Origin of the sequence: Spirosoma sp. (genome assembly GCF_026391055.1) — a bacterium.
Lineage (GTDB): Bacteria > Bacteroidota > Bacteroidia > Cytophagales > Spirosomataceae > Spirosoma.
Window position 1 is genome coordinate 194,038 of record NZ_JAPLET010000015.1, and the last position, 26,471, is coordinate 220,508.

The following is a 26,471-nucleotide window of genomic DNA, read 5'->3' on the forward strand; positions in this document are numbered from 1 at the left end:
ATTTACGCTTTTCGAAGTAAGCAAGCTGATGATCAAACTTTAAAAAGGGAATTTTATTGGATTTAAATGAATGCTATAGTGACTTTTTAATATAAAATATAGTTATCTAAAATTATTTATGAAATAATTTTAGATAACTATATTTGAGAATTAGGAGATTAGACTAAAATCAGTGAGTTGGACTGTTTTATAAAATGAAATCTAATTAATAATGCTTTTTAACTCACTTCAGTTTGCTATATTCTTTGTATGCATTAGCTGCATATATTACTTATTGCCCTATCGCTACAGGTGGATACTACTGTTGTTAGGTAGCTGTTACTTTTATATGGCTTTCGTGCCAATTTATATCTTAATACTAGGCTTTACTATCATCATAGATTACTTCGCTGGCTTATTAATTGAAAAAGCTAGTGGTAAACAGAGGAAATGGTTTTTAATAAGTAGCTTATTTGCAAATATTAGTGTTTTATGTATATTTAAATATTATAATTTTTTAAATGATAACCTTAGTTCCGTTCTTAATCAATTTAATTACGATACTCCTTTCCCTGCATTAAAAATACTCCTTCCTATTGGCTTGTCATTTCATACATTCCAAGCGATGAGCTACACAATAGAAATATACAGGGGTAAGCAACCAGCAGAAAAAAAATTTGGTATCTATGCTCTCTATGTAATGTTTTACCCACAATTAGTTGCCGGACCTATTGAACGTCCGCAGAATGTATTACATCAATTTTATGAAAAACATACATTCAAAGCTGAGAACATATCTGAGGGCTTAAAACTGATAGCTTGGGGATTATTTAAGAAGGTTGTAATCGCTGATAGGTTTGCAGTAGTTGTTGATAAGGTTTATAACGATCCAAGGCACTTTGAGGGATGGCCGCTTATTTTTTCGACATTATTATTTTCATTTCAGATTTACTGTGATTTTTCTGGATATTCAGATATTGCTTTGGGTACAGCTAGAGTAATTGGATTCAGATTGATGAAGAATTTTAATTCTCCATACTTTTCAACATCTATATCAGAATTTTGGAAAAGATGGCATATTTCTTTATCTACATGGTTTCGAGATTATTTGTATATTCCTTTGGGTGGAAATCGAGTAGCTTCTGAAAGACGGTACTTTAATTTATTTATAACTTTTCTCATAAGCGGATTGTGGCACGGCGCGAACTGGACGTATGTTATTTGGGGAAGCTTAAATGGAATATACATAATTGGAGAAAACTCAACTAAGAATTTTTTCAATAAATTATACCTTTCTACTAACTTCTTTTCTAAAAATAGGAAGGCTATTGGGCTAATAAGTACATTCACTTTAACATGTTTTGCTTGGATATTTTTCAGAGCAAAAACGATCCAAGACGCATTTTATATTGTAGAACATTTGTTCTCAAATCTTCAGTCAAGCTTTAGCCAATTAAAGCCTAGTAATTTGGGGACTACACAATATGACTATATAATAGGCTTTTTAGCGTTAATTATCTTATTATGTATAGAAGGTTTAAATAGCCGCATTTCAGTTAATATGTGGCTAAAACGGCAGAATCTGATGTTAAGGGTTTCTATTTATTATGTACTCGTTATGTTTATCTTACTGTTTGGATCGTTTGACTTACAAGAGCAGTTTATCTATTTTCAATTTTGATGAAACAACTCATACTACTGGTAAAGCCAACAAGTATTTTGTTAGCGCTGGTAATCATAACTGTATATATATTTATTTTTTTAGTATCACCATTCATACGCAATGAATCGAGTTATGTAGCCGCTTCATTAGATAAAGAAAAAAAGTTAGAAGAAACGGCATCTCCAAGAATCATTTTTGTTGGCGGATCGAACTTGGCATTAGGCCTTGATTGCCAAGTATTAAACAAAAAGACCCAATTAAATATAGTGAATATGGGCCTCCATGCTGGCTTAGGTTTAGACTTTATGTTAAATGAAGCTATAGATGGTATTAAAGCTGGAGATACAGTCATTTTATCGATCGAATATTTCTTAGAAGAGGGGAATAAAAAGTTGATTGCCCAGTTAGCAATCGTCAATCCAACGGCTATATCGAAAATGAATCTTTCCTTACTGGATAGATTTAGGATATTGATGTCTCAACTGCAGTTATGTGTTAGTAGTGCTTTTTATATTCTTATCGATAAGTTCGATGATCCAATTTATAATAGACAAGGATTTAATGAATACGGCGATTTGAAAACGCATTTTAATCAGAAGAAACCTAATGTTCCGAGCGGTAACATTTTATTTGTTAATACTAATTATAATAATGGAGTTAAGAAAATAAATAACTTTATAGAAAAGGCTAAAGCAAAAAAAGCTAAGGTGTACTTTACTTACCCTGCTTTTCAACGATCAACATATAATTTAAACAAGATAAAGTTAAAGAATTTGGCTGGTCAATATAACAATGAGTTGAACTGTACTATATTAGGTAATCTAGAAACTTTTGTTTTAGACGATAAATATTTTTTCGATACTGTTTATCATCTTGATAGTATTGGAATTCATAAGCGCACAGAAATTATGCTGCAGTTGATGGAAAAGTCTAATATTATTAATAAGCCTTAGATAATATTTATATCGATCTTAAATTAAGGTTATTCAAAAACACTTAAGAGAAGGGTTTTTGATTTAAGCTTAAATTTGGTATCATGGTTTAAAAAAGGATTCTTAGTTACCTCAAAATAATTTTCTGTAAGTTAAGCGGAGCCTATCAATAAGAGCTAATAAGATACCTTTTGTAGTTGATATGACGCCATTTTTAACTTTAGCTTTGTAAGTTTCTGTACTTGCTTTTAGCAGTAAAATATTACTAATACCTCCAGTTCTCATTTTTGCGGTAGGTTGGTTAATAAATGAAGCAATGAGCTTATCCTTAGGACGTAACAAAAGCTCATAATCGCCTGAAACCTTGTATGTACTGTCGAATACACCATATTTTAAAAACAAATTTTTAGAGTGGAACATACCAACATGCCAAGTGGTCATGCTTTTTTTGAATCGACTCCATTCCCATGATTCGCCCACTAAACGAATAGGTACTAAATTTTCATCGACTAATTCTATTAAAGATGAAACAAATTCTAGCTCTAACCTTTGGGGATGCTGTATAATATGTTCTATGTACACCTGTAGGCTATTTGAGTACAATAAGTCATCTGCTCCTATGAATGCTATCCACTCTCCATTGCATTTTTCTAAGCCTTTGTTCCACGCATCATAGATGCCTCCATCTGGCTCACTTATCCAGTAAGTAATTTTATCTTGATATTTTCTAATAATGTTTAAAGTATTATCGCTTGAACCGCCGTCAATAATTATATACTCGAAATTCTTGTAGCTTTGTGTCGTTATGCTCAAGATGGATTCTTCAAGGTATTTTTCAGCATTATAAACAGCGCTTATTATACTAACTAATGGTTGCTTAGTAGATTTATAAGACTCTGACTGGCCTTGGAAGTTGAACATTTTGATGAATTACATTTTGAGATTTAAGCTGTACAAAGATATAGTATATATTTAAAATGCAATCAAGGCAACAGAAAACTAGAACAGAGCCCACTATATCGGTAATTGTGCCAGTATATAATGCTGATAAATGGCTCAAATCGGCACTCGATAGTATTATTTCACAGAGTTATGATGATTATGAATTAATTATAGTTGATGGATTAAGTAAAGATGATTCATTGAAAATTATAAATGATTTTATTTCTGAAATAGATGTCTTAATTAGTGAGGATGACACAGGTATATATGACGCAATGAATAAGGGTATAAATAATGCAAAGGGAGAGTGGTTGTTTTTTCTGGGTGCTGATGATATGCTATACCCTGATATTTTTGAAAAAGTACGCCCCTTTTTGAATAACAAGTACAAAGTCGTTTTTGGCGATGTAGTATTTGACAATAATTATCGCATGCCTTGTTTTTTAGGACCAAGAACACTTTTGCAAAACACATTGCATCATCAGAGTGCTTTTTATCATAAATCTAATTTTTGTGAGTTTCGTTATGACACTGGATTGAAGATATTAGCAGATTATGAACTTAATCTTCGCATCTATTTAAGAAATTCACCGTTTTATCATGCTCCATTTGTAATCACGCATTGTGCTACAGGAGGAGCTAGTAGCGAGCTATATTTGTCTTGGGTAGAAACAAATAAAGTCAGGAAGCGTTATTTGAAAAGTATGTTTACGAATATTTTCCTAACTATTGGTTTAGGGATATACTATCTACAAAAAAGACTTAGGTATTTGCTTTATGGGCATCGTGTTTAGTATATCATTTTAATATATTAACCCTCGCAAGTAACTGTCTAATAGTTGATTACATGTTATGGAGTCCTCCGATAATTATATTTCAGTAGCAGGTGTTGTTGTGATGTACAACAGTCATAGGGGAATTTTAGATAATATTCATAGTTACATAAACCAAATAGAATTGTTATATGTAGTTGATAATTCGGATCAGGTAGATGTTGGGTTAATTGAGGATATTAAGCTTATTAATTCAGTTAAATATATAGCAGTTGGCAGTAACAAAGGTGTTGCTTATGCTTTAAATGTTGCTGCTGAGTATGCAATTAAAGATGGATTTACACATTTACTCACCATGGACGATGACAGTAAAGCACCAGGGGACATGGTTAAAGTAATGATTAACTTTTTACGGCAATACTCTAAGCCAGGAAAGGTTGGGATTGTTTCAGTAGCACACAGCAATCCTGAAGCTATATATCCGTACAAAAAAGTTCATTTTACAATGACATCAGGAAATCTACTCAACCTTAATGTGTACAAAGCTGTTGGGCCGTTTGATAACCTTTTATTCATCGATCATGTAGACCATGAATATAACCTAAGGCTTAGTCTGCAGAACTACGAAATACTTGAATTATCCACTCTCAAACTTAATCATAAATTGGGGGTAAATAAAGTATGTACAATATTTGGACACAATATATATTTTGTGTCCCACAGCCCTATAAGGTTGTATTATTTGGTTAGAAATGGACTTTATATTGCTAAAAAGTATTTTTTTGTAAATCCGTTATTTTGCATAAGAATCTTATACCTAAATTTAATCGAAACTTTGAAATCACTGTTGTTGGAGGATTATAAAAGGAAGCGTGTATTGTTAACTTTAAGAGCTTTTATTGATGCTTCATCCGGGAAAATGGGTAGAGTAGATTACTAAAATTTTTAATCTATTTAGAGATGATAAGCGTTAGATTTATTAGTAATCCATTTTATTGCTATTCAATAGGATTTAGTCTCGTATTGTTTGTGTATACATGGAGTTGGTCTACATTGTATCCAGAAATTGGGATAACTGTATTTTTATTTATCGCAATCACTATTGTTACATCTATAATTCTAGGGTACCTATTTCAAAAAAGGTATGTTTATAAAGACATAAAAGTTAATCGCTTTAATTCACTTTTTACATTCATTATTGTTCTGGGTTATATTATTGAGTTTATATATAATGGAGGTATACCTATTTTTATGATATTTAAAGGCGATGCCTACTCTCATTATGATTTTGGTATTCCTACATTCCATGTATTTTTACAAACAGTAGCCCCTTTCTATACAATTTACTTGTACCACCAGTATGTTAGTAGCAAAAATAAAGATATTATTATTTACTTACTAATACTTTTTATTCTTAGCGTTTTGGTTGTAAATAGAGGTTCTACCTTAATGACTTTAATGTCTTGTTTGGTTATTTATTGTCAAAAGAAAAGGTATATAAGTTATAAGGCCTTTTCTGCCTTGGTAATATCTCTTGTGTTTATATTTTACATGTTTGGATTTATTGGATTTGCTAGATCTTTTAAAGATCATGAAGATTATTTATTCGACATAGCAGAGGCAAAAGAAAGCTTTAGAGAAAGTATAATTCCAGGAGAGTTCTTTTGGTTCTATTTGTACGCTTCTTCACCAATTGCTAATTTCCAGAATTCTGTGAATAATGCTGTGCATATAAGATATAATGTTATTCCTTTCATAGGAAGTGAATTAATACCTGATTTTGTCACAAAACGTGTAGTAGATCCAGCTATTGATCCAGACAGAGTTGAAGGTGATAAATATTTGATTGCTAAATTTTTAACGGTTGGGAGTATATACTATGACCCTTTCAGAAGGATGGGATGGATTGGAGTCATAACAATTTTTTCATGGCTAATGTCATTAATTGCTTTTGTGCCGCTTTTGATTAAAAGTAACAAGCCATATTTTTCCACAACGATTGCTATTTTGTGTACGATGGCTCTGTTTAGTACTTTTGATAATATGATTCGATTTACTGGCTTAAGTTTTCAGTTGGTATACCCTTTGCTACTAGGATATTTTGGGAAATACTATTTTAAGACTAAAAGAATAAAGTTTGTTCTGCCTCGTGTTACTATAAAAGTTTAGTCTATATGCGTGTCAGTGTGTGCATGGCTGTCTATAATGGAGCTTCGTTCATTGAACGTCAGTTAAATTCTATACTTAGGCAATTAAATACTGATGATGAAATCATCATATCGGATGACAGCTCAACAGATTCAACATGCGAAATAATTGATAGCTTACACGATTCACGTATACGTCTCGTTAAGAATATTTTTCAAAGAGGTCCTGTTGGAAATTTCGAGAATGCTCTTGGATTGGCATCCGGTGATTTTGTCTTTTTATCTGATCAAGATGATGAATGGTTACCTAACAAAGTAGCTGATACGGTTATTTTGTTGGAAAATTATGATCTTGTCCTTTCGGATTGCCGAGTGGTTAATTCGCTTGGAGATATAATTTATAAATCATTCTTTCAACATAGAAGAAGCCAGCCTGGTTTTTGGAAAAACTTATACAAAAACTCATATAACGGATGCTGTATGGCTTTTAGACGAGATGTTTTATCGTATGCATTGCCGTTCCCGTCGAAAATACACATGCACGATTGGTGGATTGGTCTACTTGTAGAAGTCAAAGGACGGACTTATTTTTACCCCAAGCCATTAATCAATTATACGCGTCATGGCGGCAATGCTTCCCCTACAGGTGAAGATGGCTACAGTCTCAAGGTGAAAATTGCAAACCGTGTTTCATTGTTCATTTGTGTCATTCAACGCTTATGGATATAATTTTGCCAATAAACGACTTACATTAATGATATCTGTTATCATTCCAACTTATAATGCAGAGTCTTACTTGCCTCAGCTATTTAAACAGTTGAGAGAGCAAACTTTGTCACATGAGTTAATTGTAATCGATTCAGAATCAACAGATAAGACTAGAGAGCTGTCGAGTTTCGAAGAGCTTACATTTATCAATATAAAAAAGTCTGAATTTAATCATGGCTCTACCCGTAACCTTGGCGTACGGTTAGCGAATCATGAAACTGTGCTATTTCTAACACAGGATGCATTGCCAACCTCTCCCTATACTTTGGAACGCTTGGTTGCCATGTTGCATAGTAGAGAAGATATTGCAATGGCGTACGGAAGGCAATTGCCTTATTCTAAAACGGGTGTTTTTGGCCACTTTGCCAGATTAATAAACTACCCTGCTAATAGTTTGATTAAGACGAAGGCCTTGATTCCACAAATGGGAATTAAGACCTGTTCATGTTCAAACTCTTTTGCTGCCTACCGGAAAGCAGACCTTGCTTTAGTTGGGGGATTTCCATCCGATACAATTTTAGGAGAAGACGTTTCTGTTGCTGCTCGTTTTATTTTAAGAGGAAAAGCAGTGGCTTATTGTGCCGAGGCTGAGGTTTACCATTCCCATGATTACACAGTATGGGAAGAATTTAAACGATATTTTGACATAGGGGTATTTCATAATGAACAGAAGGATGTACTCAAAGAGTTTTCGCAGGCTGAGTCTGAAGGTTTCAAATATGTGATGGATGAATGGAGCTATCTTAGGCAACACGGGTACACTGTACTTATTCCAGCACAAGTAGTTCGTACTGTAGTAAAATATATTGGATATAAGCTGGGTAAATTGGAAAATTTTTTGCCGACTTTATTAAAGCGCCAATTAAGTATGCATAATTCATTCTGGCGATAATAGTTTTGGTAAAATGATTATGGGTGACATAGTTAATTCAGTGAACGATGTCATATTTCATTAAGTATTGCATCTTATGTTATGAAAAAGTTGGTATATTTTTTTGCACTGTGTACCTGTTTTTATAGCACTTTCGGGTATGGAAAGCTGTCAGCAGACTTACCTGCCATGAAAACGTATAGAAAAAACAAGGTGTTAGTCGGAAATGGTGGGAAAATAGAAATATTACTTAGAGGTAGTTTTACGCAAAACTCTAGAAAATTAGTCAAAAATAAATTCTTGGATGAAGCGCCGAAATTTTTAGAGCAGTTTGGTGCGAAAGGTGATGGTAAGACAGATGATACCCAAGCAATTAGTAAGGCGCTAAACTCAAGTTCACCAGTAATATATGCTCGGAAAGGTAAGTCATACTATAAGATATCTAGTAAAATAATTATTAGTGGTGTAAAAAAGAAAAAACTTATAGCAACAGGTGCTACTTTTTTAAATAGTGATCTGACTAAAGCTACCTTCTTATTTCAAGATTGTACCAATATTAACATTTATGGAGGAAAATATGGATATGTAAATATGCCAACCGATAATGGCGATGGTAGTCAACATGTTTTTCAGTTTGACAATTGCCAAGACATATCGGTGAATGGAATACACATAAAAAATTCTCCAGAAATGGGAATTGCTATTACAAATAGTAACAGAGTTACAATAAGAAATTCAAGGATTGAGCATACATTTCGAGACGGTACATACTCGCATTACTCTGCAAATGTCAATTACTTATATAATACTTATATTAATATTAAAGATGACGCAATGTCTTTCCATGACTATGGACTTGACGAACAAAAGAAGCAACTTCTTAAATATGGATACAAACAAGCCACTAACTTATTAGCAAAAGGAAATGTAGTACAGAATTCATATCAGGGATTTGGCTCAATTGGATCGGTTAATGTATCAGTTCTAAATAATAAGTTTAATAATGTTGTTATTGCTGGGGTGTCTATTTTTAACGCACAAGAAATGTATCCGGGTGGTAATGCTTCGGCTAAAAGATGCTTAGTTCAAAATAATATTATTACCAACGCTTGTTCAACAGTGATCATTAATGGAAAGTCTTATAAAAACAATGGACAAGCCTCCACAGGGAGAGCTGCCATTTGCATTATTTCATTAGGAGCTAAAAACCAATTAAATCAGGGTGAAACAAAGCGATTGTCTGCTATCAAGGTTATCGGCAACACAATTATTGGCTCAGGAGCAAATGGTTTTTTCGCTAATCTGGTAGACAACCTTTATTTTGCAAAGAATGGGTTTACTAATTGCTCTGGTGCTGTTCCAGAACAAAGCCTTAATGGCGATGTAATTGAAGTTTGGAACTGTACTGGGCTTTGGGCTGATGCTAATTCAATTATTGATACACGTAAAAAAGTTTTACATCAGCATGGGTATGCTTTTAATAACGTTTCTGGTCAAATGGGTAGTTGGCGTGTGAAAGGTGTGTTGAGGGGAGAAAAGGTGCTGGTGAGCACTCAGTCGTTGCAGAGCATACATAACCATTAGTGATGATCGAGTCAACAGATCACTCGTTACCATCATGCTAGTAAAGTTCTTTCTATTAGGCTTATATTTGGATGACTGATCAGCCAACAAAATCAAAAACGCGAGTTATATGTTTAGAAAGTCTGTGCCCCCTGTTTTATACAAAACACTAAAGCCAACACTAAAGTATTTACAAAAAAAATATTATAGTATACTAGATTTCAAGGATGATATACTAAATTTAAGAGACCCGCTGGTTCCTCCCCGGGCAAAAATTTTCATTGGTGGTGGCGACTTTAAGCAAACCGGCCTTGAGTTTCTTAAATTATTCGTTGATTTAGCAAAGTTAAAGCCCGAAGAGCAAGTGTTGGATATTGGGTGTGGTATCGGAAGAATGGCGGCACCACTAACTGGTTATCTTAAAAATGGTGGTTCTTATGAAGGCTTTGATATAGTAGAAGATGGCATTTTATGGTGTCAAGCAAATATCACCTCTCGGTTTCCAAATTTTAGATTTCAACTTGCTGATATTCATAATGACCACTACAACCCTAAAGGGCATTATGAAGCATCAAAATATATTTTTCCATTCAAGGATGGGCATTTTGACTTCGCCTTTTTAACTTCTGTTTTTACTCATATGCCAAAGCCGGAAGTAGATCATTATGTTGCAGAAATTGGACGGGTACTAAAACCCGGTGGACGATGCTTAGTGACCTTCTTCCTGCTAAATGAAGAATCGCGTGAGTTAATGAAATCACCTGAAAGTGCGCATAATATTCAGTATTTATCGGAAGGACGTTATATCGCTTATCCAGATGATCCTGAAGTATGTGTGGGATTTGACGAATCATATGTAATTGATCTTTTTAAACGAAATGGTATGAGCGCTACCATCTATCCTGGTTCTTGGTGTAGCCGAAATAGCTTTACTTCTTTCCAGGATATTGTCTTAGCTTACAAAAATTGATATTTGCGAAATTGCCCTAACGAGGTCTATCTGTCATGTTGTACACTCTTTAGACCTATAGAACTATCGCTTTATGAGTGATAGACTTTTTGCTATGTCATATTATTTGACTTCTCGTATGAACAATCATTAATTTTCATTTTGTTTGTCAAGATTTATGGATTACTCCTATTATGGCTTCAGTAGCCTAATTCTATCATACGTATTATTGAACTTTCAGATAATAGATAAGTGGCTAATAATCAGTTATTTTGATGTTTCATCGTTACTATGTTCCTGCTTGGTGAACCATAGCAATAATATTTTAGATGCGGCATCATTATTGTTATTTTCAGAAAGGGTACAGTAGGTGTTTAATTATTTTTTACATTTTCATTTCTTCCAGAGAGAATATATAGAGTGGGCAAATTTTTGAAAACTATGAGAAATTTTTTACTTGTTCTTACATGGATGCTTTTGTCGACGTCATTAATAGCACAAATGAATTATGTGTCTACGACGCCGTCGTCCACTACTCCTGGCTCTGACAATACACTTGTGGGTGTAGGAGCAGGTAATTTAAATATGAGTGGAGCTAGTAACTTGTTCATTAGTAGGGGTACAGGTACCCTTAATATGGCTGGAACTCAAAATGTCTTTCTAGGTGCTTCAGCTGGTAATCAAAACTCATCAGGACAGAAGAATTCATTTGTAGGGTTTAGCTCTGGATATAGTAATTCGACTGGAAATGGTAACACATTTCAGGGAGCTGAAAGTGGATATTCTAATTCAAGTGGCTTTAATAACTCGTTTATAGGTACACGATCAGGCTATTTTAATACCCAAGGTAATAATAACTCTTTTGTCGGTGCTGGTGCTGGTTATTCGAATTCGCAAGGAAGCGATAACACCTTTATGGGAGCAGATGCGGGTGGTGGCAACACTACCGGAGCAGGAAATACATTTGTTGGTTCACTTGCAGGGTCATCGAATGCTACAGCGACGCAGAATACATTTGTAGGAGTTAATACGGGTATCATAAATACAGGAGGAGGTAATACATTCTTGGGGGCAGAGGCTGGTAAAAATAACCAATCTGGTGGTTATAATGTGTTTATTGGTCTGTCAGCAGGTCTAAATAATACTACAGGCTTAGGAAATCTATTTTTGGGGCAGCAAGCAGGTGTCAACAATAAAACAGGTAACTACAATCTGTTTATGGGTAACGGTGCAGGAAGCAGTTTAATAACTGGCATTGGTAATACTGCTATCGGTGATGGGTCTAGTTTACGGACCTCTAGTGGTGATCGAAATACAAGTATCGGTCAGTATGCAGGTGTAGATAACTTAACCGGATCTTATAACGTGTTTATTGGATTCGGAACAAATGTAACTGCTGGTGCAAATAATCTTACAAACGCCAGTGCTATTGGAGCGAATGCACAGGTATCTGTTTCTAACGCACTTATATTAGGTAGTAATGCCAACGTTGGCATCGGCACATCGGCTCCTGCTGCCAAATTAGAAGTCGTGTCCAGCACTACGGGTACATCCGGGCTACGCTTAACAAACCTTACCAGTGCGGTTAGTACAACAGCTACATCAAGTAAATTCCTGACAGTAAATGCAACTGGTGATGTAATTATAGCGACGGCCGCTGCGGGTAGTGGACGTGTAGCGGCTTCTGAAACCGACGCTTTATGGTCTTCAGATGGAAAGAATCTTCAAAATACAAACACCGGAGGTGTTGTTATCGGGCCGGGGGTAGGGCAAACACCAGCCGGTTATCGTCTGTATGTAGCGGATGGTGTATTGACCGAAAAAGTGAAAGTCGCCGTCAAAAGCTCCAATGACTGGTCGGATCGGGTCTTTGAGAAAGGATACTACCTCCGTGGCCTGAAAGATGTAGAGATGTACATCAATCGCGAAAAACACCTGCCCGGAATTCCCTCCGCCGAAGAAGTGGTAAAGGAAGGTGTAGATGTTGGCAAAATGCAGGCCAAGCTACTTGAAAAAGTAGAAGAACTTACGCTATACGTTATCGAACTGAAAAAGCAGAATGAGGCTTTAGCACAGAAAAGTAAACAGTTGGAGAACCGGGTTAATAAATTACAGACTAAAGCGCGTAAGTAATATGAAAGCGATACTAACACTAGCGGTATGCTGTCTATCCTTGCTTACGTTTGCGCAGACGGTGCCTCAATCGTTGCGGATTCAGGTAAGCTACAACAAAGGTGGCCAACACCTGGAGCAGGCAGTCGAAACGATCGTGGCCGTTAACACAGTGGGTAAATCCAGTACGGTTGCCTACCAGGCAGGTCGCTCAATAACGCTGCTGCCCGGCTTTCAGGCGAATCAGGGTAGCTTATTCACGGCTGATATTAAGCCGGTAGCCAGTGGAGGTAACGAATTGTCTTTGCAACTGAAGGCCTACCCTAACCCCTTCGATGAGTCGACAATGATTGATTACTTTTTACCGGCAGAGGGGAAAGTAACGATCGTAATTATAGATGCACAGGGTAAAATTATTAATCAGCTGCTAAAAGATGAAAATCAGTCGGCAGGTAAGCATCAGATTGAGTGGAACGCCACAGCCCTGAAGGCTGGTATGTATGTACCAATCATTGAACACAATCAGAAGAAAGTGGTAGGAAGACTAGTGAAAAAATAGTTTTCTACTTAATAAATCGTTCAAAAAGAGACCCGTTATTAAAAAGCGGGTCTCTTTTTATGTACGCTTCATTAGTTTTGTGTTTCCATACCATTCAAATATAAAGACCACTCCGTAGAAAGAAGTGTGCAAAATGACCTATAATGCCATTCTCCTCTACCTTATTTCAATCGCTCGATGCCTATTTGCGAAAAGTCAAGACTGTTTTGCGTATTCTTTTTTTTGACGATTGTTTCCTCTATCCGGGCACAGCCGATCCGTACACCAACACAGTATACTGCGGAACTTGGTACTTACCTTTCTTCATCGACAGAAACTCCGTTCTGGTTACGGGCAAACCAGTATGGTATCGTTCCTAATCAATCTCCCTCGGCCACGTTTCGGGCGGGTTTATATAGCGAGTATGATGCAACGCGTCAAAGTACGGGCCAATGGCGTACTTCGAAATATGACATTGGTTATGGATTAAACGTTGTTGCCAATGCCCGGCAAAACCAATTGTCGTATGAGCGGAACGTGTTGCTACCTGAAGCGTATGTAAAAGTAAGGCGGGGTATATGGGAAGTGTACGCTGGCCGACGTCGTGAAAAGTTCGGACTGGCCGATTCAACGTTATCGACCGGCTCTTACGCATGGTCGGGTAATGCAATGCCCATTCCTAAAATTCAAATTTCAATTCCCACCTTCACACCCATTGGCTTTACAAAAGGCTGGGTGGCGGTGCAGGGGTCGTTCGCGCATGGCTACATGGATGCCAACGGCTATATCAAAAATGCCATGCTGCATCAAAAATCGCTGTATCTGCGCTTCGGCCGGGCGCAGGATGTTGTGCGGGTTTATGGAGGATTGAATCATCAGGCCGTATGGGGCGGGCAAATTGCGGACCCCGCCAACATTCCACCGTCGATTCAGAGCGATGGGAAACTGCCATCCGGTTTTCGTAATTACATGTATGTTGTATCGACCCTCTATCCCCGTCAGACAGATACGAGCCAGTATAACTATTTTGATTTGACCAACCGGGTTGGCAACCATCTCGGATCGATCGATCTGGCCGTAGAGTTCGACCTGGTACGCCATACACTATATATATACCGTCAAAATATATACGAGGATGGTTCTTTGTTTTATCTGATAAACATTGCAGATGGCCTTAATGGTCTGCGTATTCGTCGTAACGATCCGAAAGCAATTGTTCGCGATATTCTGTTTGAGTTTTTAAATACGACCAGCCAGGGCGGACCGGAATTTATAATTGATGATCCGAACAGGAGGGGAAAAGACGACTATTTCAATCATCAGCAGTTTCGTGATGGCTGGGCGTATCGGCAGCATACAATAGGTACCCCATTTATCCCCCCCGCGTTAGGCCCCAGAGATGAATATCCGAATGGCACATTTACGGCAAATAACCGCGTATATGTGTTTCACACGGGCATAGCCGGAAGTATACCGCTACGCGGGCAGGCCTTGGCCGGGCCTTTATCATATCAGTTGAAACTATCATTCAGCCGGAATCTGGGCACTTACAACAATCCTTTTCAGACCGTACGCGACCAGTTTTCGGGCTATGCCAGTGTAGCAGCTCCTTTGTCTATTCTGGGAGGAATACAGCTATCGGCCAGCATTGCAACCGACGCCGGAAGCTTGTACCAAAACAGTGTTGGCACCTATATCAGCCTGCGTAAGGTATGGCAAACCAGAGAGTCGGTCCACTGAGCTAATAGTGTGTAATACAGGTTAGGATTTTTTTAAGCTGGCATTTAGCCTTAATTTGCGCTTCGGTTTGTGAGCCGTAAGATAATATTTGTACTAACAGGTCAACCAGATGATCTAATTTAGCGTAAATAGTGCTAGAGCCTGTTGGCGAAAAGATATTGAGAGTAGATTTAGTAAGTATGAGGCATCGGTATTCCATACTATTTTTCCCGCTTCATGTAATCGTTGATTTCCTGAGCCTGAATGCTGCTTTCGTCGGGGCCTACATTCTCAAATTCCAGGCTGTCGAACCGGTTGCAGAGCCCCCATACGCGTCGCTTTGGGTAGTGTTTAACATAGTGTGGTTGGTTGAAATTTTACTGCTTAAACCTTACATATTTCCCCGCCAACTCTTTAAGGCAGACCACTTAATAAAAAAATTATTAATTCTGATGGCTATTCACATAGCTGTCATATCCATATACTGGGTAGCCGTAAAAGGGTTCTACTTCTCACGTGAACACCTACTGGTCACCTACCTGCTGTTTACCAGTCTGGCGGTGGCTTTTCGGCTGGGCGGGCTGGTTTTTTTGAAAGAATATCGGGCCCGAGGGTACAACAATCGTCGATACGTGATCGTAGGCTACGGTAAGTTGGCCGTGTCGATCCAACGGTTTTATGAGGCTCATCCCGAAATGGGATTTCGTTTCCTCGGTTATTTCGATGAGCCGTCTGCCGAAAATCAACATTTACTCAGTGGGAATTATGACGATTTGCCCGCGCATATCCAGCAAGAGGGGATAGACTGCGTGTACTGCTGTATGCCATATATTGATAATAGCCGGTTGAAAAAGATTGTTGAAGAAGCTGAGTCAGTCGATTATCAGGTGAAGTTGCTGGTTGACTTCCGGGGGTTTCTGGCGCGTGGTGCATCGGTCGAATACCACGATTTTCTGCCGGTGCTGAATGTGTCGTCACAGATGCTGGCCGATTTTCAGGTAAACACGCTCAAACGGTTATTTGATATTCTGTTCTCGTTGGCTGCGCTGGGATTGGGGATGCCCATGTTGATCATTCTGGCAGTCATAACCAAACTTACGTCATCTGGTCCCATCTTTTACGCACAGGAGCGCATCGGACAGGGGGGGAAGCCCTTCAAGATTTATAAATTCCGCAGCATGTATGTCGATTCTGAACGGTCGGGGCCAGTATTGTCAGGTGGCTTGCTCGATGACCGGATTACGCCCTGGGGACGGTTTATGCGTAAAACTCGGCTCGACGAAATGCCTCAGTTTTACAATGTGCTGATTGGAGATATGTCTGTGGTGGGCCCCCGTCCGGAACGCCAGTATTTTATTGACCAGATTGTTGAAATCGCTCCCGAGTACCGATCTCTGCTGAAAGTAAAGCCGGGAATCACGTCCATCGGGCAGATTAAATATGGCTATGCGGCCAACATTGATGAAATGGTGCAACGGTTGCGGTACGACCTGCTGTATCCCCGACGTCGCTCTTTTTTATTCGACATGTGGATCATTGCCCAAACGCTTCGGGTAATGGCCCAGGGCCGTGGCAAGTAATGGCTACTGTTCGACCAGGAGTATAACCGGCCTGTTTTTTATGAGATTTTTGTTGGTATGGATTGCGTATGGAGCTTTTATTTGCTTTGGTAGCGAGTTAGTCTATGGACAACGTGTTAATCAGTATCAGTTCGAAGTAGGCGGACTAGGTTCGTCCGATCAGACGCCTTTCTGGTTACGAGCCAATCAATATGGTACGGTTCCGTTAACAGGCCCGGCTTTGCGACTAAATGCGGGTCTACACGCTGATTATCGTTCTGCCGACAGTACCGGCCATCGCCCGAAAGCCGATTGGGGATATGGTGTCAGCGTTGTGGCTAATGTAGGGTCAACAAGCCAGTTTCTACTTCCCGAAGCCTATATTAAAGGGCGGGTTGGTGCGTTTGAGCTTTACGCTGGTCGTCGCAAAGAAATCATTGGACTCGTAGATACACTGCTGACGAGTGGGTCCTATATCTGGTCGGGTAATGCGTTGCCTTTTCCTAAAATTCAACTGGCTCTTCCGGTCTTTACACCCATTCCGTTCACAAAAGGGGTTGTCTCTGTCATGGGCACCTTTTCGCACGGGTGGTTCGAAAACGGCGACCGACTGGTGAAAGATTCGTATCTCCACCAGTCTTCATTTTATGGGCGTTTAGGAAAGCCGTCATGGCGGGTTCGTTTCTACGGTGGGTTCAATCATCAGGTCATGTGGGCAGGTCACTCCGAATTTATAGACCCTACCGTGGCGGCCAATGGCAAACTACCCTCAAACATCAAGTACTATCCGGCGGTGGTGCTGGGTACACGGAATCCCTTTCCCGGCGATCAGGCTATTCAAACAATAAGCCATTTCGAAGAAAATCGGATTGGTAATCACCTGGGTTCTATTGACTTTGCGGCTGAGGTTAATCTAAACCACTGGAACCTGTTTGCCTATCGGCAATTCATGTACGACGATGGCTCGCTATTCTATGGTACAAACCTGGACGATGGCCTGAATGGCCTCCGCATCCGAAACCGGGATCAACCAACCGGGGCTTCTTTTTTTCTGAAGCAGATTACAGTTGAGTATATGTTTACCGGCAGCCAGGGTGGTGATCTGTTTATCCTTGATAATCCGCAGAAACGGGGACGTGACGATTATTTCTCTAACAGTCAGTACCTCGATGGCTGGACTTATTTTGGTCGAACGATTGGCACGCCATTTATTACCCCGCAAAGCGAAGTTCGGTCGTCCTTACCGCCCCGGTTCGGTATTGCCAACAACCGGGTTAGCCTTTTCCATATTGGCCTGAGTGCGCTGGTGCTCAATAAAGTCGACATAACGACGCGTTTATCGTTTAGCCGTAATGCCGGCTCTTATCCTATTCCTTATTTAACGATTCCGGCCCAGTTTTCAGGATTGTTTACGGCGTCAGTCCCTATCGGTTTATTTGGAGGAACCACCCTGAATGGCTCAATTGCGGTCGATTCGGGCGGGTTATTACCCAATAGCGTGGGTACTTACGTGGCCTTACGGAAAACCGGGCTGCTTGGTGGAGGTCGGCGCGCACCCATCCCCATACGTAGCGCCTATTAGTAAGCGTTTGGGTGTAGTTATGACTCGAACAGACCGGACGTGAACTTTCATGCAATTTTAACCAGCCGCTGGAAAGGGTATTGCGGCAACGACTATTTTTGCCGGAACTTGATTTTTATAGTAATAGTAGCGTAAACATGTGGGTTTGGATGGTGCGGATAAATAAACTTTTGAACTGGTTTAGCTTTGTTGTCTTAGTTGGGCTGGGGGTGTCCTGTGGGCAGAATCAAACGAATCTTAAGCAGTCAGCACGGGCGTTGCGGAACTGTGCCGACGAACAGGTTTTAACGGAAGCCCAGCAGACGGCCATTCGGCAGCAAATCAATGCTGATGAAAAATCCCGTCAGATTGCCGAGATTTTCCGGCAGAAAGTACGGGGTGGCCTGAACGGCAATGTGCTGGTGGCGCAGAAGGGAATGGTCCTGTACAAGAATTGCTTCGGTCTGGGTCATTTTGAACGCAGCCAGCGTGATACCCTGGTTGAAGATTCCAAGTTTCAGCTGGCATCGCTGTCAAAAACCTTTACGGCGGTCGGTACGCTAAAGCTGATTGAAGCCGGGAAACTTACATTTGAGGATACCATTCAGAAATTTTATCCCGATTTTCCGTATCATGGTATTACCGTTCGGGAGTTACTGAGCCATCGCAGCGGCTTGCCTAATTACCAGTACGCCTTCGATGACAGCATGAAGGTGAATTTCTACAAAAAAGAAAAACCTTATCCAACCAACGCAACCATTATGCACTGGTTTGCTACGGTTAAACCAACCCCCAGGCCGTATAACATTCCGGGGCGCGGGTTTAGCTACAGCAATACCAACTATATGGTGCTAGCTTCCATTATCGAGAAAGTAACCGGCCAAAGCTACGAAGCGTTTATCCACAAGAATATCTTCGAGCCGCTGGGTATGCACCAGACGTTTGTAGCCACGACAAAGAACGATTCCATTAATCACCATCGAACGGCCGGTTATCAGTGGAACAGGCGTATTCCCAAAGACTATTACGACGATGTGGTGGGCGATAAAGGCATTTATTCGACCACGGGCGACCTGTTCCGCTGGTACCGGGCACTGAATGCCGATTGCCTGTTGCCCAAAAAGATGCTCGCTGAAGCATTTATTCCCAGAAGTTTCGAACGGAAGGGGGCGAAGAACTACGGGTACGGCTTCCGGATGATGTTAAACGATACCAAACAACCCGAGTATATTTATCATTCGGGCTGGTGGAAGGGCTACAACACCATGTTCTGGTTCAGCCCGAAGGATGAGTACGTCATTATTATTCTGGGCAACCGTTACAACACAACGGTATACCGGGTTAAAGAACTGATCGACGTCCTGCATGGCGGAGCCAATAATAAGGTGTCGTCTGAAGAGAGCGAGGTAGAAATATGAGTAGAGCCGACCTGAGGGTCGGCTTTTTGCGGTTTATGTCTAATCCGGGGCAATAGCCCTACTAATTGTATGCGTTTCTTATTGCTTTGTATGCTTTCTGCCACTTTGTTACCCCAACTCGCCCTGTCGCAGGATATTGTCAAACTATGGCCCGACGACGCAATCCCCAACGCCATAGCCGGTGCTCAGCTAACAGAAAAGTCGGAAACGGACGCCAACGGGATTCTTCGGATCAGTAATGTTTCGGTACCTACACTAACGGTTTTTTTACCCCCTAAAGAGAAAGCGACCGGAGCCGCCGTTATGATTTGTCCCGGTGGTGGGTACGGAATCCTGGCGGCTAGTCATGAAGGGTCAGATATTGCGAAATGGTTCAATGAAATGGGGGTTGCTGCCTTCGTACTGAAATACCGGCTTCCCAATCCAGCCATTATGACGAACCAGCAGGAAGTTCCCTTGCTGGACGCTATGCAGGGCATGACGCTGATTCGACAGAGCGCGTCGCGGTACAATATTGACCCGAACAAGATTGGTGTTATGGGTTTTTCGGCGGGCGGGCATCTGGCGTCTACGCTGGCGACTCATTACGACAAAGGGCCCAAAGCCAGCGAACAGGCAAAGCCAAACTTTGCGATTCTGTTATACCCTGTCGTCACATTTGGCGAGAAAGCCCATGCCGGATCACGGAATAACCTGCTGGGAAAACTGGCCGCTTCGCCCGAGCTGGTCGCTTATTACTCCAATGAACTACAGGTGAGCAGCAAAACGCCCCCCACGTTTCTGGTACATGCCGAAGATGACAAAGCGGTTCCTGTCGAAAACAGCATTAGTTTTTACCTGGCTTGCCTGAAAAGCGGTATTCCGGCCGAAATGCATTTGTATCCTACCGGTGGGCACGGCTTTGGTATGCGCACGGCAAAGTTCGGCTCCCTGAATATGTGGCCGGAAGCCTGCAGAGCCTGGCTAACGAATCTGACCGGAGCAAAGTAGAGTAGAGCTTTAGAGGTTTGTTAAACACAGAGATGGTCCGCCATTGCGGCACAAAGCACACAGGGACTAAAATTTAGTAGTATAATCTCTGTGTACTCTGTGCCGCAATGGCGGACCATCTCTGTGTTCAACAAATTTATTTAGTTACTTCTCATTAAGAATCAGCGGTACATTTCCTCGCCCACCCATAATGACAATCTTGGCGTTCGGCGATGCCGCTAATTCCCGTTGAGCTTTAATCTGCTCGTACTGCAACTGTTTATCACTTAACCCCGTAGACAGAATTTTTTGATAATCGGCAATACCCTGCGCTTCGACCCGTTTCCGTTCGGCTTCCTGACGTTCTTTTTGCAAAACGAACTGCATTTTCTGGGCATCCTGCTCAGCGTTAATTTTTGACTCGATGGTTTTTTTAACGGAGGCCGGCAAGTCGATGTTTCTGATCAGTAACTGCTCCAGCGACAATCCCCGCTTTCTGAAATCCGCTTCAATCGTCTTGTAAATCCGTGTCTGGAATTCATCGCGTCGGCTGGAGTACAAGGCTACTGCATCATAATAAACGGCATTATCACGAATACGGGTACGGGTAATTGGGCGGACAATCTTATCCATGTAATCCGGTCCGATTTCCCGGTAAATTTTAGGGGCTTCCACTGACATAACCCGATATAAAACCGTTAGGTCGATCACAACTTCCAGTCCATCGGCGGTTAACACCCGGATGGCATCGTCACCTGACTTTTGACCTTCATCGTGGGCAGCCGACATGGTGTAGTTTTGCGTCTTTATGTCGAACTCGGTCACAGTAGCCAGTGGGTTGACAAAGTTTAACCCGGAGTTGAGCGTCCGGTCGCTCACATTACCGAAGAGCGAGATGACGCCTACCTGTCCGGCGTCGATCTGACGAACACTGGCCGAAAGCAACCCGAACAGCAACAGGATTACGCCGATCACTTTGGCGGGTCTGGAATAATGTGAAAAAGTTAGTGCAGGGGTATTAATGGCAAATCCGGCGATTAACACCAGAATGCCAAGGATGATAAAAAACATAGTTTTAGGGTAAGATAAGGCGACGATCTGCCCAAAGGCAAAAGGATAGCTGGGTGAAGAGATAGCAGAAAAGTACGGTATAATTGGGGAGGAACCTACCGGCGTTGTGGCGGAGTCATAGGCAGTTTGGGGTCTTTAGACGAGCCAAATGTAGGTGATAGTCAGCTTGTAAAGAAGGGAAGCAGGAAGAACGGACGGGGAGTCGGCCGATCGGTTGCCGGCTATGATAACGAAATGTATGGGCACAAAAAAAGGCATCCGGTAGACTACCAAATGCCTTTCTTAACCACACTATTAACCCTTCAGTTGATTAGCGTGAAGTTTTTGTACTTTTCTTCTTGTCTTTAACCGCCGGTGCTGGAGCAGGAGTAGCTGCTGTTTCAACGGCTGCGGCTGCCGATACCACTTCACCTTTTAAATACAGGACTGCCTGACCCGCTTCAGCGTTGCTGGTTACCGTTACCGATTTGTTGAAAGGTCCCGCAGCAGCAGCGTTGTACGTTGCTGAGATAGATCCCGTTTTGCCCGGCATGATTGGCTCACGAGAGAAGCTTGGTTTCGTGCAACCGCAGGAAGCCTGAGCATCGTTGATAACGACTGGATCGGTACCCGTATTTTTGAATTCGAATACGTGAGTAACAGGTTTGCCCTGCTCCACTTTACCAAAATCGTGGGTTTCTTTCGTAAACTTCAGGACTCCTTTCTGGGCGTAGCTAACTGCGACAAACACAAACAAAGCTACGAAAAGTGAAAAAATCTTTTTCATTGGACTAGACGGAATTATGGTTTGGTTTTAAAATACTAAGCCTTATAATCAGCAACTGTAGCAAACAGTTTGCCAAACGCGCTGTTGGTTTCATTCGGTCAACAAATAAACTCAAAAAATCGTTTTTTTGAAAGCTGACTTGTTTTGCCTTACTTTTACTTTCACTTGGTGGTTGGCCTAAAATCAGGGCAACTACTTCATCGATAAATTGATTATTGGACGATTTCAATCCGTAGCTCTGTTGTGATAGCAAACGAACAACTCCGCTCGACTGATATTATAAGTCGTGAAAAAATCCTGTCAGATTACCTACTGGCTTGCGAAAGCCGACAGGTGAGTCTGTTGGGTCGGCGCGATGTAATGGGAGGAAGGGCTAAGTTCGGCATATTTGGCGATGGTAAAGAACTGGCGCAGCTAGCCGCGGCCAGTGCATTTAATCGGGGAGATTTCCGTTCCGGTTATTACCGGGATCAAACGTTCGTAGCCGCTTTGGGTGAACTGCGCTGGACGGAATTTTTTGCACAACTCTATGCCCATACCGACCTGGAAGCCGAGCCAAATACCGCCGGACGGTCAATGAATGGGCACTTCGCCACTCGCTGGCTCGATGAGCAGGGACTGTGGCGGAATCAAACCGAACTATATAATTCTGTCTGTGATATAGCGCCTACTGCCGGGCAGGTACCCCGTTCGCTTGGGCTGGCGTATGCGTCCAAACTTTTTCGCAACAACCCCGAACTGAGTGACCTGACTACTTTTTCGCACAATGGTAATGAGATCGTTTTCTCCACCATTGGCGATGCCTCAACGTCGCAGGGTATGTTTTGGGAAGCCATGAATGCCGCCGGTGTGTTGCAGGTACCGCTGCTGATGTCGGTGTGGGACGATGGGTACGGTATTTCCGTACCGGTTGAATACCAGACTGTGAAAGGAAGTATCTCCAAAGCTCTGGCCGGTTTCCAGCGTGATGGCGATGATAAAGGCATTGAAATATTTACCGTAAAAGGGTGGGATTACCCGGCATTGCTGGAAACTTACCAGCAGGCAGCCCATATTTGCCGGACAGAGCATGTTCCCGTGCTGGTTCACGTGCAAGAGCTTACTCAGCCACAGGGCCACTCGACGTCAGGCTCGCACGAACGCTACAAATCCAAGCAACGCCTTACCTGGGAAGCTGAACACGATTGTAATGTGCTGTTTCGGCGCTGGATTCTGGAAAATGGCTATGCCACCAGCGAAGAACTGGAAGCTATCGAAGCGGAAGCCAAACAAACGGCGAAAAAAGCACGGATTGAGGCATGGGACGCGTATCAGGCATCGCTGAAAGGTGACTTTATGGAAGCCCTCGATCTGCTCCAGCAAACCGCCCGCCACCATCCGAAAGCGGCTGAATTGATGGCGATCCGGGAAGAACTTCGGAAAACATTCTCACCCGTACGTCGGGATGCGGTGTCGGCTATTCGGAAAGCACTCCGGCTGTTACGGACCGATACCGGCACCGGACGGCAACGCCTGAAAGCCTGGCTCGACCGGACAAATACCGAAAATGCCGATCGGTTTAGCTCGCATTTATACAGCCAGTCGCCCGATTCGCCGATGCTAGTACAGGCGATTCCTGCTCAGTACGACGAGGAGGGCACTGTACTCGACGGCTATCAGTTACTGCAACACTACTTCGATAGCCTGTTTAGCCGCGACCCGCGGGTGGTAGCGCTGGGTGAAGATGTTGGCCACATTGGCGACGTAAACCAGGGTTTTGCAGGCTTGCAGGAAAAGTTTGGCGAGATACGCATTACGGATACGGGCATTCGCGAAACCACCATCATTGGGCAGGGGATCGGGATGGCTATGCGCGGACTTCGACCCATTGTTGAAATTCAGTACTTCGACTACGTTTACTACACGCTGGCTACCCTGACGGACGATCTGGCTACGCTGCATTACCGGACCAAAGGCGGGCAGAAAGCCCCGCTTATTGTTCGCACGCGCGGTCACCGGCTGGAAGGCATCTGGCATTCGGGCTCGCCCATGGGTACGATGCTCAGCAGCCTGCGGGGTCTTCATGTACTGGTTCCCCGTAACATGACACAGGCTGCAGGCTTCTACAACACCCTCATGAAAGGCGATGACCCCGCGTTGCTGATCGAATCCCTGAATGGCTATCGACTGAAGGAGCAGTTACCTACTAACCTGAATGAGTTCTGCGTGCCGCTGGGCGTACCGGAAGTGTTGCAGACCGGCTCCGATGTGACGGTGGTAACCTATGGCTCCATGTGCCGGATTGTGCTGGAAGGCGCCGGACAACTGGCCGCTATGGGCATCAGTGTGGAGGTGATTGATGTACAGACGTTATTACCGTTCGACGTTAACCACCAGATCGTCGAGTCAATCCGGAAAACCAATCGGGTCCTGTTTGCCGATGAAGACGTACCGGGTGGCGCATCAGCCTATATGATGCAGCAGGTTGTCGAAAGTCAACACGCCTACCGCTACCTGGATTCGGCCCCGATGACCTTGTCGGCCAAAGCCCACAGGCCCCCTTATGGCTCCGACGGAGATTATTTTTCCAAGCCAAATGTTGATGATGTAATCGAAACCGTTTATGCCATCATGAGCGAGGCCGAGCCTGGGCGGTTTCCAAAAATATAGCGAAAGAATGAAAGAGTGGAAGAGCGAAACTGGTCCGCCGGAGCGGAGTGATCTTCGATAGTAATCTTACACTCTTTCGCTCTTTTACTCTTTCACTTTTTAAAATGTCATACTTCAAGGACATACAATCGGGTATCCGGACAACGCTGAAGGGACTGAGCCTGACGTTAAGGCATCTTCGCAACGCAACCAAACGCCGAACGGCCGAGGGTATAGCCAGCGACTCGTACTTCGACTTGCAAAACGGGCTGGTTACACTTCAATATCCATACGAGCAACTGCCCATTCCCGACAATGGCCGCTACCGGCTTCGGAATGAAATCGAGGATTGCATCGTCTGCGATAAATGCGCCAAAGTTTGCCCCGTTGACTGCATTACCATTGATGCCATCAAAGCCACGGAAGAGGTTGGCCGGGCGTCTGACGGGTCGCCGATACGCCTGTATGCGGCAAAATTTGACATCGACATGGCCAAGTGCTGCTATTGCGGCCTGTGCACGGTGGTATGCCCCACCGAATGCCTGACCATGGACAAGAAATTCGATTACAGTGAATTTGAACTCGGCAAGCTGACGTATAATTTCTCGAACCTGACCCCTGAAGAGGCCGATGAGAAACGGTCATTGTACGAGCAGTTTCTGCGGGAAAAGGAAGAAGCGAAAGCTGCTCAGGTAGCTGCCAAAGCCGCAACCGCTCCGGCTGCTGAGCCGGTTGCAAGTGCTCCCGCACCCAAACGTCCAGTGTTCAGGCCAACCGCTAAGCCAGCTGCTTCACCTGCAGAACCGGCTAATTCGGAAGGTTCATCCATTGAGCACCCGCTTACGGACGCCACACCGGATGAAATGCAGCAAATTGCGCAGGGTGGACTCGAAGCCGCCAAACATCCCGTATTCCGGCCAACGAAAAAGCCCGCCATAAACGTAACCGACGTACCCGCCGACGATGCGAACGCATCAAAGCCCGCTCCTTCCGACGCGCCCGATGCGCCGAAGCCCGCAGCTAAACCGGCCGGTTTCCGACCGACGATGAAGCCGCCCGTTGCCAAACCAGCCGAACCGCAGGCGGAGGTTCAGCCAGAAGCTACGACACCGGCAGAAGTGCCAAAGCCGAAACCTGCTTTCCGGCCAACCATGAAGCCCCCCGTTGCCAAAGCTGCCGAGACGCAGGCTGAAGGTCAGCCGGAGGGTACAGCACCGGCAGAAACACCGAAATCGAAACCAGCCTTCCGGCCAACGATGAAGCCGCCGACCCCCGTAGAAGCGGAACCAGCGTCAACGCCAGAAGCGCCGAAACCGAAACCGGCTTTTCGACCAACCATGAAGCCTGCTGCAGTACCACAGCCGCCAGTTGAGGAAAGTCCGGCTCCCATACCGGCCCCTGGAGTAAAGGCGGAAGAACCGACGACACCGGCCGACGAACCCGTTAAGCAAAAGCCAGCCGCTTTCCGGCCAACCATGAAGCCAAAGCCCAAAGCTGACGACGATATTTCCGAAAAGCCTACTCAATCAGACCAATAAAATCA

The 26,471-nt window shown here is 42.7% G+C and carries 21 protein-coding genes; 18 read left to right on the top strand and 3 right to left on the bottom strand.

Features of this window, described 5'->3' with window-relative positions; all coding sequences use genetic code 11:
* The first annotated feature begins 328 nt into the window (after positions 1-328).
* A complete protein-coding gene (locus NT073_RS06465; RefSeq protein ID WP_366107229.1) occupies positions 329-1,660 on the top strand; it encodes an MBOAT family O-acyltransferase in 1,332 nt (443 codons plus the stop codon).
* The gene (locus tag NT073_RS06470) at positions 1,660-2,595 is read left to right on the top strand and encodes a hypothetical protein (protein ID WP_297370536.1); all 936 of its coding nucleotides are present in this window, start codon (positions 1,660-1,662) and stop codon (positions 2,593-2,595) included. Before NT073_RS06465 ends, NT073_RS06470 begins: the two co-directional genes overlap by 1 nt.
* 111 nt (positions 2,596-2,706) lie before the next feature.
* Here NT073_RS06470 and NT073_RS06475 read toward each other — a convergent pair whose 3' ends face one another.
* A complete protein-coding gene (locus NT073_RS06475; protein ID WP_297370539.1) occupies positions 2,707-3,495 on the bottom strand; it encodes a glycosyltransferase family 2 protein in 789 nt (262 codons plus the stop codon).
* Positions 3,496-3,551: 56 nt separating this feature from the next.
* Here NT073_RS06475 and NT073_RS06480 point away from each other — a divergent pair, with 56 nt between their 5' ends.
* The 14 genes from NT073_RS06480 (at position 3,552) to NT073_RS06545 (ending at position 20,484) form a co-directional block, all read left to right on the top strand.
* Positions 3,552-4,310, top strand: coding sequence for a glycosyltransferase family 2 protein (locus NT073_RS06480; RefSeq protein ID WP_297370542.1), 759 nt, complete (start codon positions 3,552-3,554; stop codon positions 4,308-4,310).
* Positions 4,311-4,368: 58 nt separating this feature from the next.
* A complete protein-coding gene (locus NT073_RS06485) occupies positions 4,369-5,229 on the top strand; it encodes a glycosyltransferase (protein WP_297370544.1) in 861 nt (286 codons plus the stop codon).
* Between the two features lie 113 nt (positions 5,230-5,342).
* On the top strand, positions 5,343-6,458 hold the full coding sequence (wzy, locus tag NT073_RS06490) for an O-antigen polysaccharide polymerase Wzy (RefSeq protein ID WP_297370547.1): 1,116 nt from the start codon (positions 5,343-5,345) through the stop codon (positions 6,456-6,458).
* Between the two features lie 5 nt (positions 6,459-6,463).
* Positions 6,464-7,165: a glycosyltransferase family 2 protein gene (locus tag NT073_RS06495; RefSeq protein ID WP_297370550.1), complete on the top strand. Its 702-nt coding sequence runs from the start codon at positions 6,464-6,466 to the stop codon at positions 7,163-7,165.
* A gap of 25 nt (positions 7,166-7,190) precedes the next feature.
* Complete coding sequence (locus tag NT073_RS06500) at positions 7,191-8,096, top strand: glycosyltransferase family 2 protein (RefSeq protein ID WP_297370553.1); 906 nt, start codon at positions 7,191-7,193, stop codon at positions 8,094-8,096.
* A 168-nt stretch (positions 8,097-8,264) separates the two neighbouring features.
* Positions 8,265-9,659 (top strand): glycosyl hydrolase family 28-related protein, encoded by a 1,395-nt coding sequence (locus NT073_RS06505; protein ID WP_297370556.1) that lies wholly within the window; start codon positions 8,265-8,267, stop codon positions 9,657-9,659.
* Between the two features lie 109 nt (positions 9,660-9,768).
* Positions 9,769-10,608, top strand: a complete 840-nt coding sequence (locus NT073_RS06510; protein WP_297370559.1) for a class I SAM-dependent methyltransferase — start codon at positions 9,769-9,771, stop codon at positions 10,606-10,608.
* Between the two features lie 420 nt (positions 10,609-11,028).
* Entirely contained in the window at positions 11,029-12,720 is a 1,692-nt protein-coding gene (locus NT073_RS06515) for a cell division protein ZapB (RefSeq protein ID WP_366107230.1), read from the top strand.
* Between the two features lies 1 nt (position 12,721).
* Complete coding sequence (locus NT073_RS06520) at positions 12,722-13,258, top strand: T9SS type A sorting domain-containing protein (protein ID WP_297370562.1); 537 nt, start codon at positions 12,722-12,724, stop codon at positions 13,256-13,258.
* Positions 13,259-13,480: 222 nt separating this feature from the next.
* Positions 13,481-14,977: a capsule assembly Wzi family protein gene (locus NT073_RS06525; protein WP_297370565.1), complete on the top strand. Its 1,497-nt coding sequence runs from the start codon at positions 13,481-13,483 to the stop codon at positions 14,975-14,977.
* Positions 14,978-15,156: 179 nt separating this feature from the next.
* Positions 15,157-16,536 (top strand): sugar transferase, encoded by a 1,380-nt coding sequence (locus NT073_RS06530; protein ID WP_297370568.1) that lies wholly within the window; start codon positions 15,157-15,159, stop codon positions 16,534-16,536.
* Positions 16,537-16,576: 40 nt separating this feature from the next.
* Positions 16,577-18,097 carry a capsule assembly Wzi family protein gene (locus NT073_RS06535; RefSeq protein ID WP_297370571.1) on the top strand — a complete coding sequence of 507 codons (1,521 nt, stop codon included), beginning with the start codon at positions 16,577-16,579 and terminating at the stop codon, positions 18,095-18,097.
* Positions 18,098-18,246: 149 nt separating this feature from the next.
* Positions 18,247-19,494: a serine hydrolase domain-containing protein gene (locus NT073_RS06540; protein ID WP_297371645.1), complete on the top strand. Its 1,248-nt coding sequence runs from the start codon at positions 18,247-18,249 to the stop codon at positions 19,492-19,494.
* A 90-nt stretch (positions 19,495-19,584) separates the two neighbouring features.
* On the top strand, positions 19,585-20,484 hold the full coding sequence (locus NT073_RS06545) for an alpha/beta hydrolase (protein WP_297370574.1): 900 nt from the start codon (positions 19,585-19,587) through the stop codon (positions 20,482-20,484).
* 144 nt (positions 20,485-20,628) lie between these two features.
* Here the strand turns inward: NT073_RS06545 and NT073_RS06550 are convergent, their stop codons facing one another.
* The gene (locus NT073_RS06550; protein ID WP_297370577.1) at positions 20,629-21,534 is read right to left on the bottom strand and encodes a prohibitin family protein; all 906 of its coding nucleotides are present in this window, start codon (positions 21,532-21,534) and stop codon (positions 20,629-20,631) included.
* Between the two features lie 310 nt (positions 21,535-21,844).
* On the bottom strand, positions 21,845-22,300 hold the full coding sequence (locus NT073_RS06555) for a DUF1573 domain-containing protein (RefSeq protein ID WP_297370590.1): 456 nt from the start codon (positions 22,298-22,300) through the stop codon (positions 21,845-21,847).
* 243 nt (positions 22,301-22,543) lie between these two features.
* Here NT073_RS06555 and NT073_RS06560 point away from each other — a divergent pair, with 243 nt between their 5' ends.
* Both NT073_RS06560 and NT073_RS06565 read left to right on the top strand, forming a co-directional pair.
* Positions 22,544-24,949: an alpha-ketoacid dehydrogenase subunit alpha/beta gene (locus NT073_RS06560; protein ID WP_297370593.1), complete on the top strand. Its 2,406-nt coding sequence runs from the start codon at positions 22,544-22,546 to the stop codon at positions 24,947-24,949.
* Between the two features lie 104 nt (positions 24,950-25,053).
* Positions 25,054-26,466 (top strand): 4Fe-4S dicluster domain-containing protein, encoded by a 1,413-nt coding sequence (locus NT073_RS06565; RefSeq protein WP_297370596.1) that lies wholly within the window; start codon positions 25,054-25,056, stop codon positions 26,464-26,466.
* Positions 26,467-26,471: the final 5 nt, after the last annotated feature.

Bases quoted from the DNA above. Each gene is read 5' to 3' on its own strand.
- NT073_RS06465 (WP_366107229.1), top strand. From the start codon at position 329: ATGGCTTTCGTGCCAATTTATATCTTAATACTAGGCTTTACTATCATC.
- NT073_RS06470 (WP_297370536.1), top strand. From the start codon at position 1,660: ATGAAACAACTCATACTACTGGTAAAGCCAACAAGTATTTTGTTAGCG.
- NT073_RS06475 (WP_297370539.1), bottom strand. From the start codon at position 3,495: ATGTTCAACTTCCAAGGCCAGTCAGAGTCTTATAAATCTACTAAGCAA.
- NT073_RS06480 (WP_297370542.1), top strand. From the start codon at position 3,552: ATGCAATCAAGGCAACAGAAAACTAGAACAGAGCCCACTATATCGGTA.
- NT073_RS06485 (WP_297370544.1), top strand. From the start codon at position 4,369: ATGGAGTCCTCCGATAATTATATTTCAGTAGCAGGTGTTGTTGTGATG.
- NT073_RS06495 (WP_297370550.1), top strand. From the start codon at position 6,464: ATGCGTGTCAGTGTGTGCATGGCTGTCTATAATGGAGCTTCGTTCATT.
- NT073_RS06500 (WP_297370553.1), top strand. From the start codon at position 7,191: ATGATATCTGTTATCATTCCAACTTATAATGCAGAGTCTTACTTGCCT.
- NT073_RS06505 (WP_297370556.1), top strand. From the start codon at position 8,265: ATGAAAACGTATAGAAAAAACAAGGTGTTAGTCGGAAATGGTGGGAAA.
- NT073_RS06510 (WP_297370559.1), top strand. From the start codon at position 9,769: ATGTTTAGAAAGTCTGTGCCCCCTGTTTTATACAAAACACTAAAGCCA.
- NT073_RS06515 (WP_366107230.1), top strand. From the start codon at position 11,029: ATGAGAAATTTTTTACTTGTTCTTACATGGATGCTTTTGTCGACGTCA.
- NT073_RS06520 (WP_297370562.1), top strand. From the start codon at position 12,722: ATGAAAGCGATACTAACACTAGCGGTATGCTGTCTATCCTTGCTTACG.
- NT073_RS06530 (WP_297370568.1), top strand. From the start codon at position 15,157: ATGAGGCATCGGTATTCCATACTATTTTTCCCGCTTCATGTAATCGTT.
- NT073_RS06535 (WP_297370571.1), top strand. From the start codon at position 16,577: ATGAGATTTTTGTTGGTATGGATTGCGTATGGAGCTTTTATTTGCTTT.
- NT073_RS06540 (WP_297371645.1), top strand. From the start codon at position 18,247: ATGGTGCGGATAAATAAACTTTTGAACTGGTTTAGCTTTGTTGTCTTA.
- NT073_RS06545 (WP_297370574.1), top strand. From the start codon at position 19,585: ATGCTTTCTGCCACTTTGTTACCCCAACTCGCCCTGTCGCAGGATATT.
- NT073_RS06550 (WP_297370577.1), bottom strand. From the start codon at position 21,534: ATGTTTTTTATCATCCTTGGCATTCTGGTGTTAATCGCCGGATTTGCC.
- NT073_RS06555 (WP_297370590.1), bottom strand. From the start codon at position 22,300: ATGAAAAAGATTTTTTCACTTTTCGTAGCTTTGTTTGTGTTTGTCGCA.
- NT073_RS06565 (WP_297370596.1), top strand. From the start codon at position 25,054: ATGTCATACTTCAAGGACATACAATCGGGTATCCGGACAACGCTGAAG.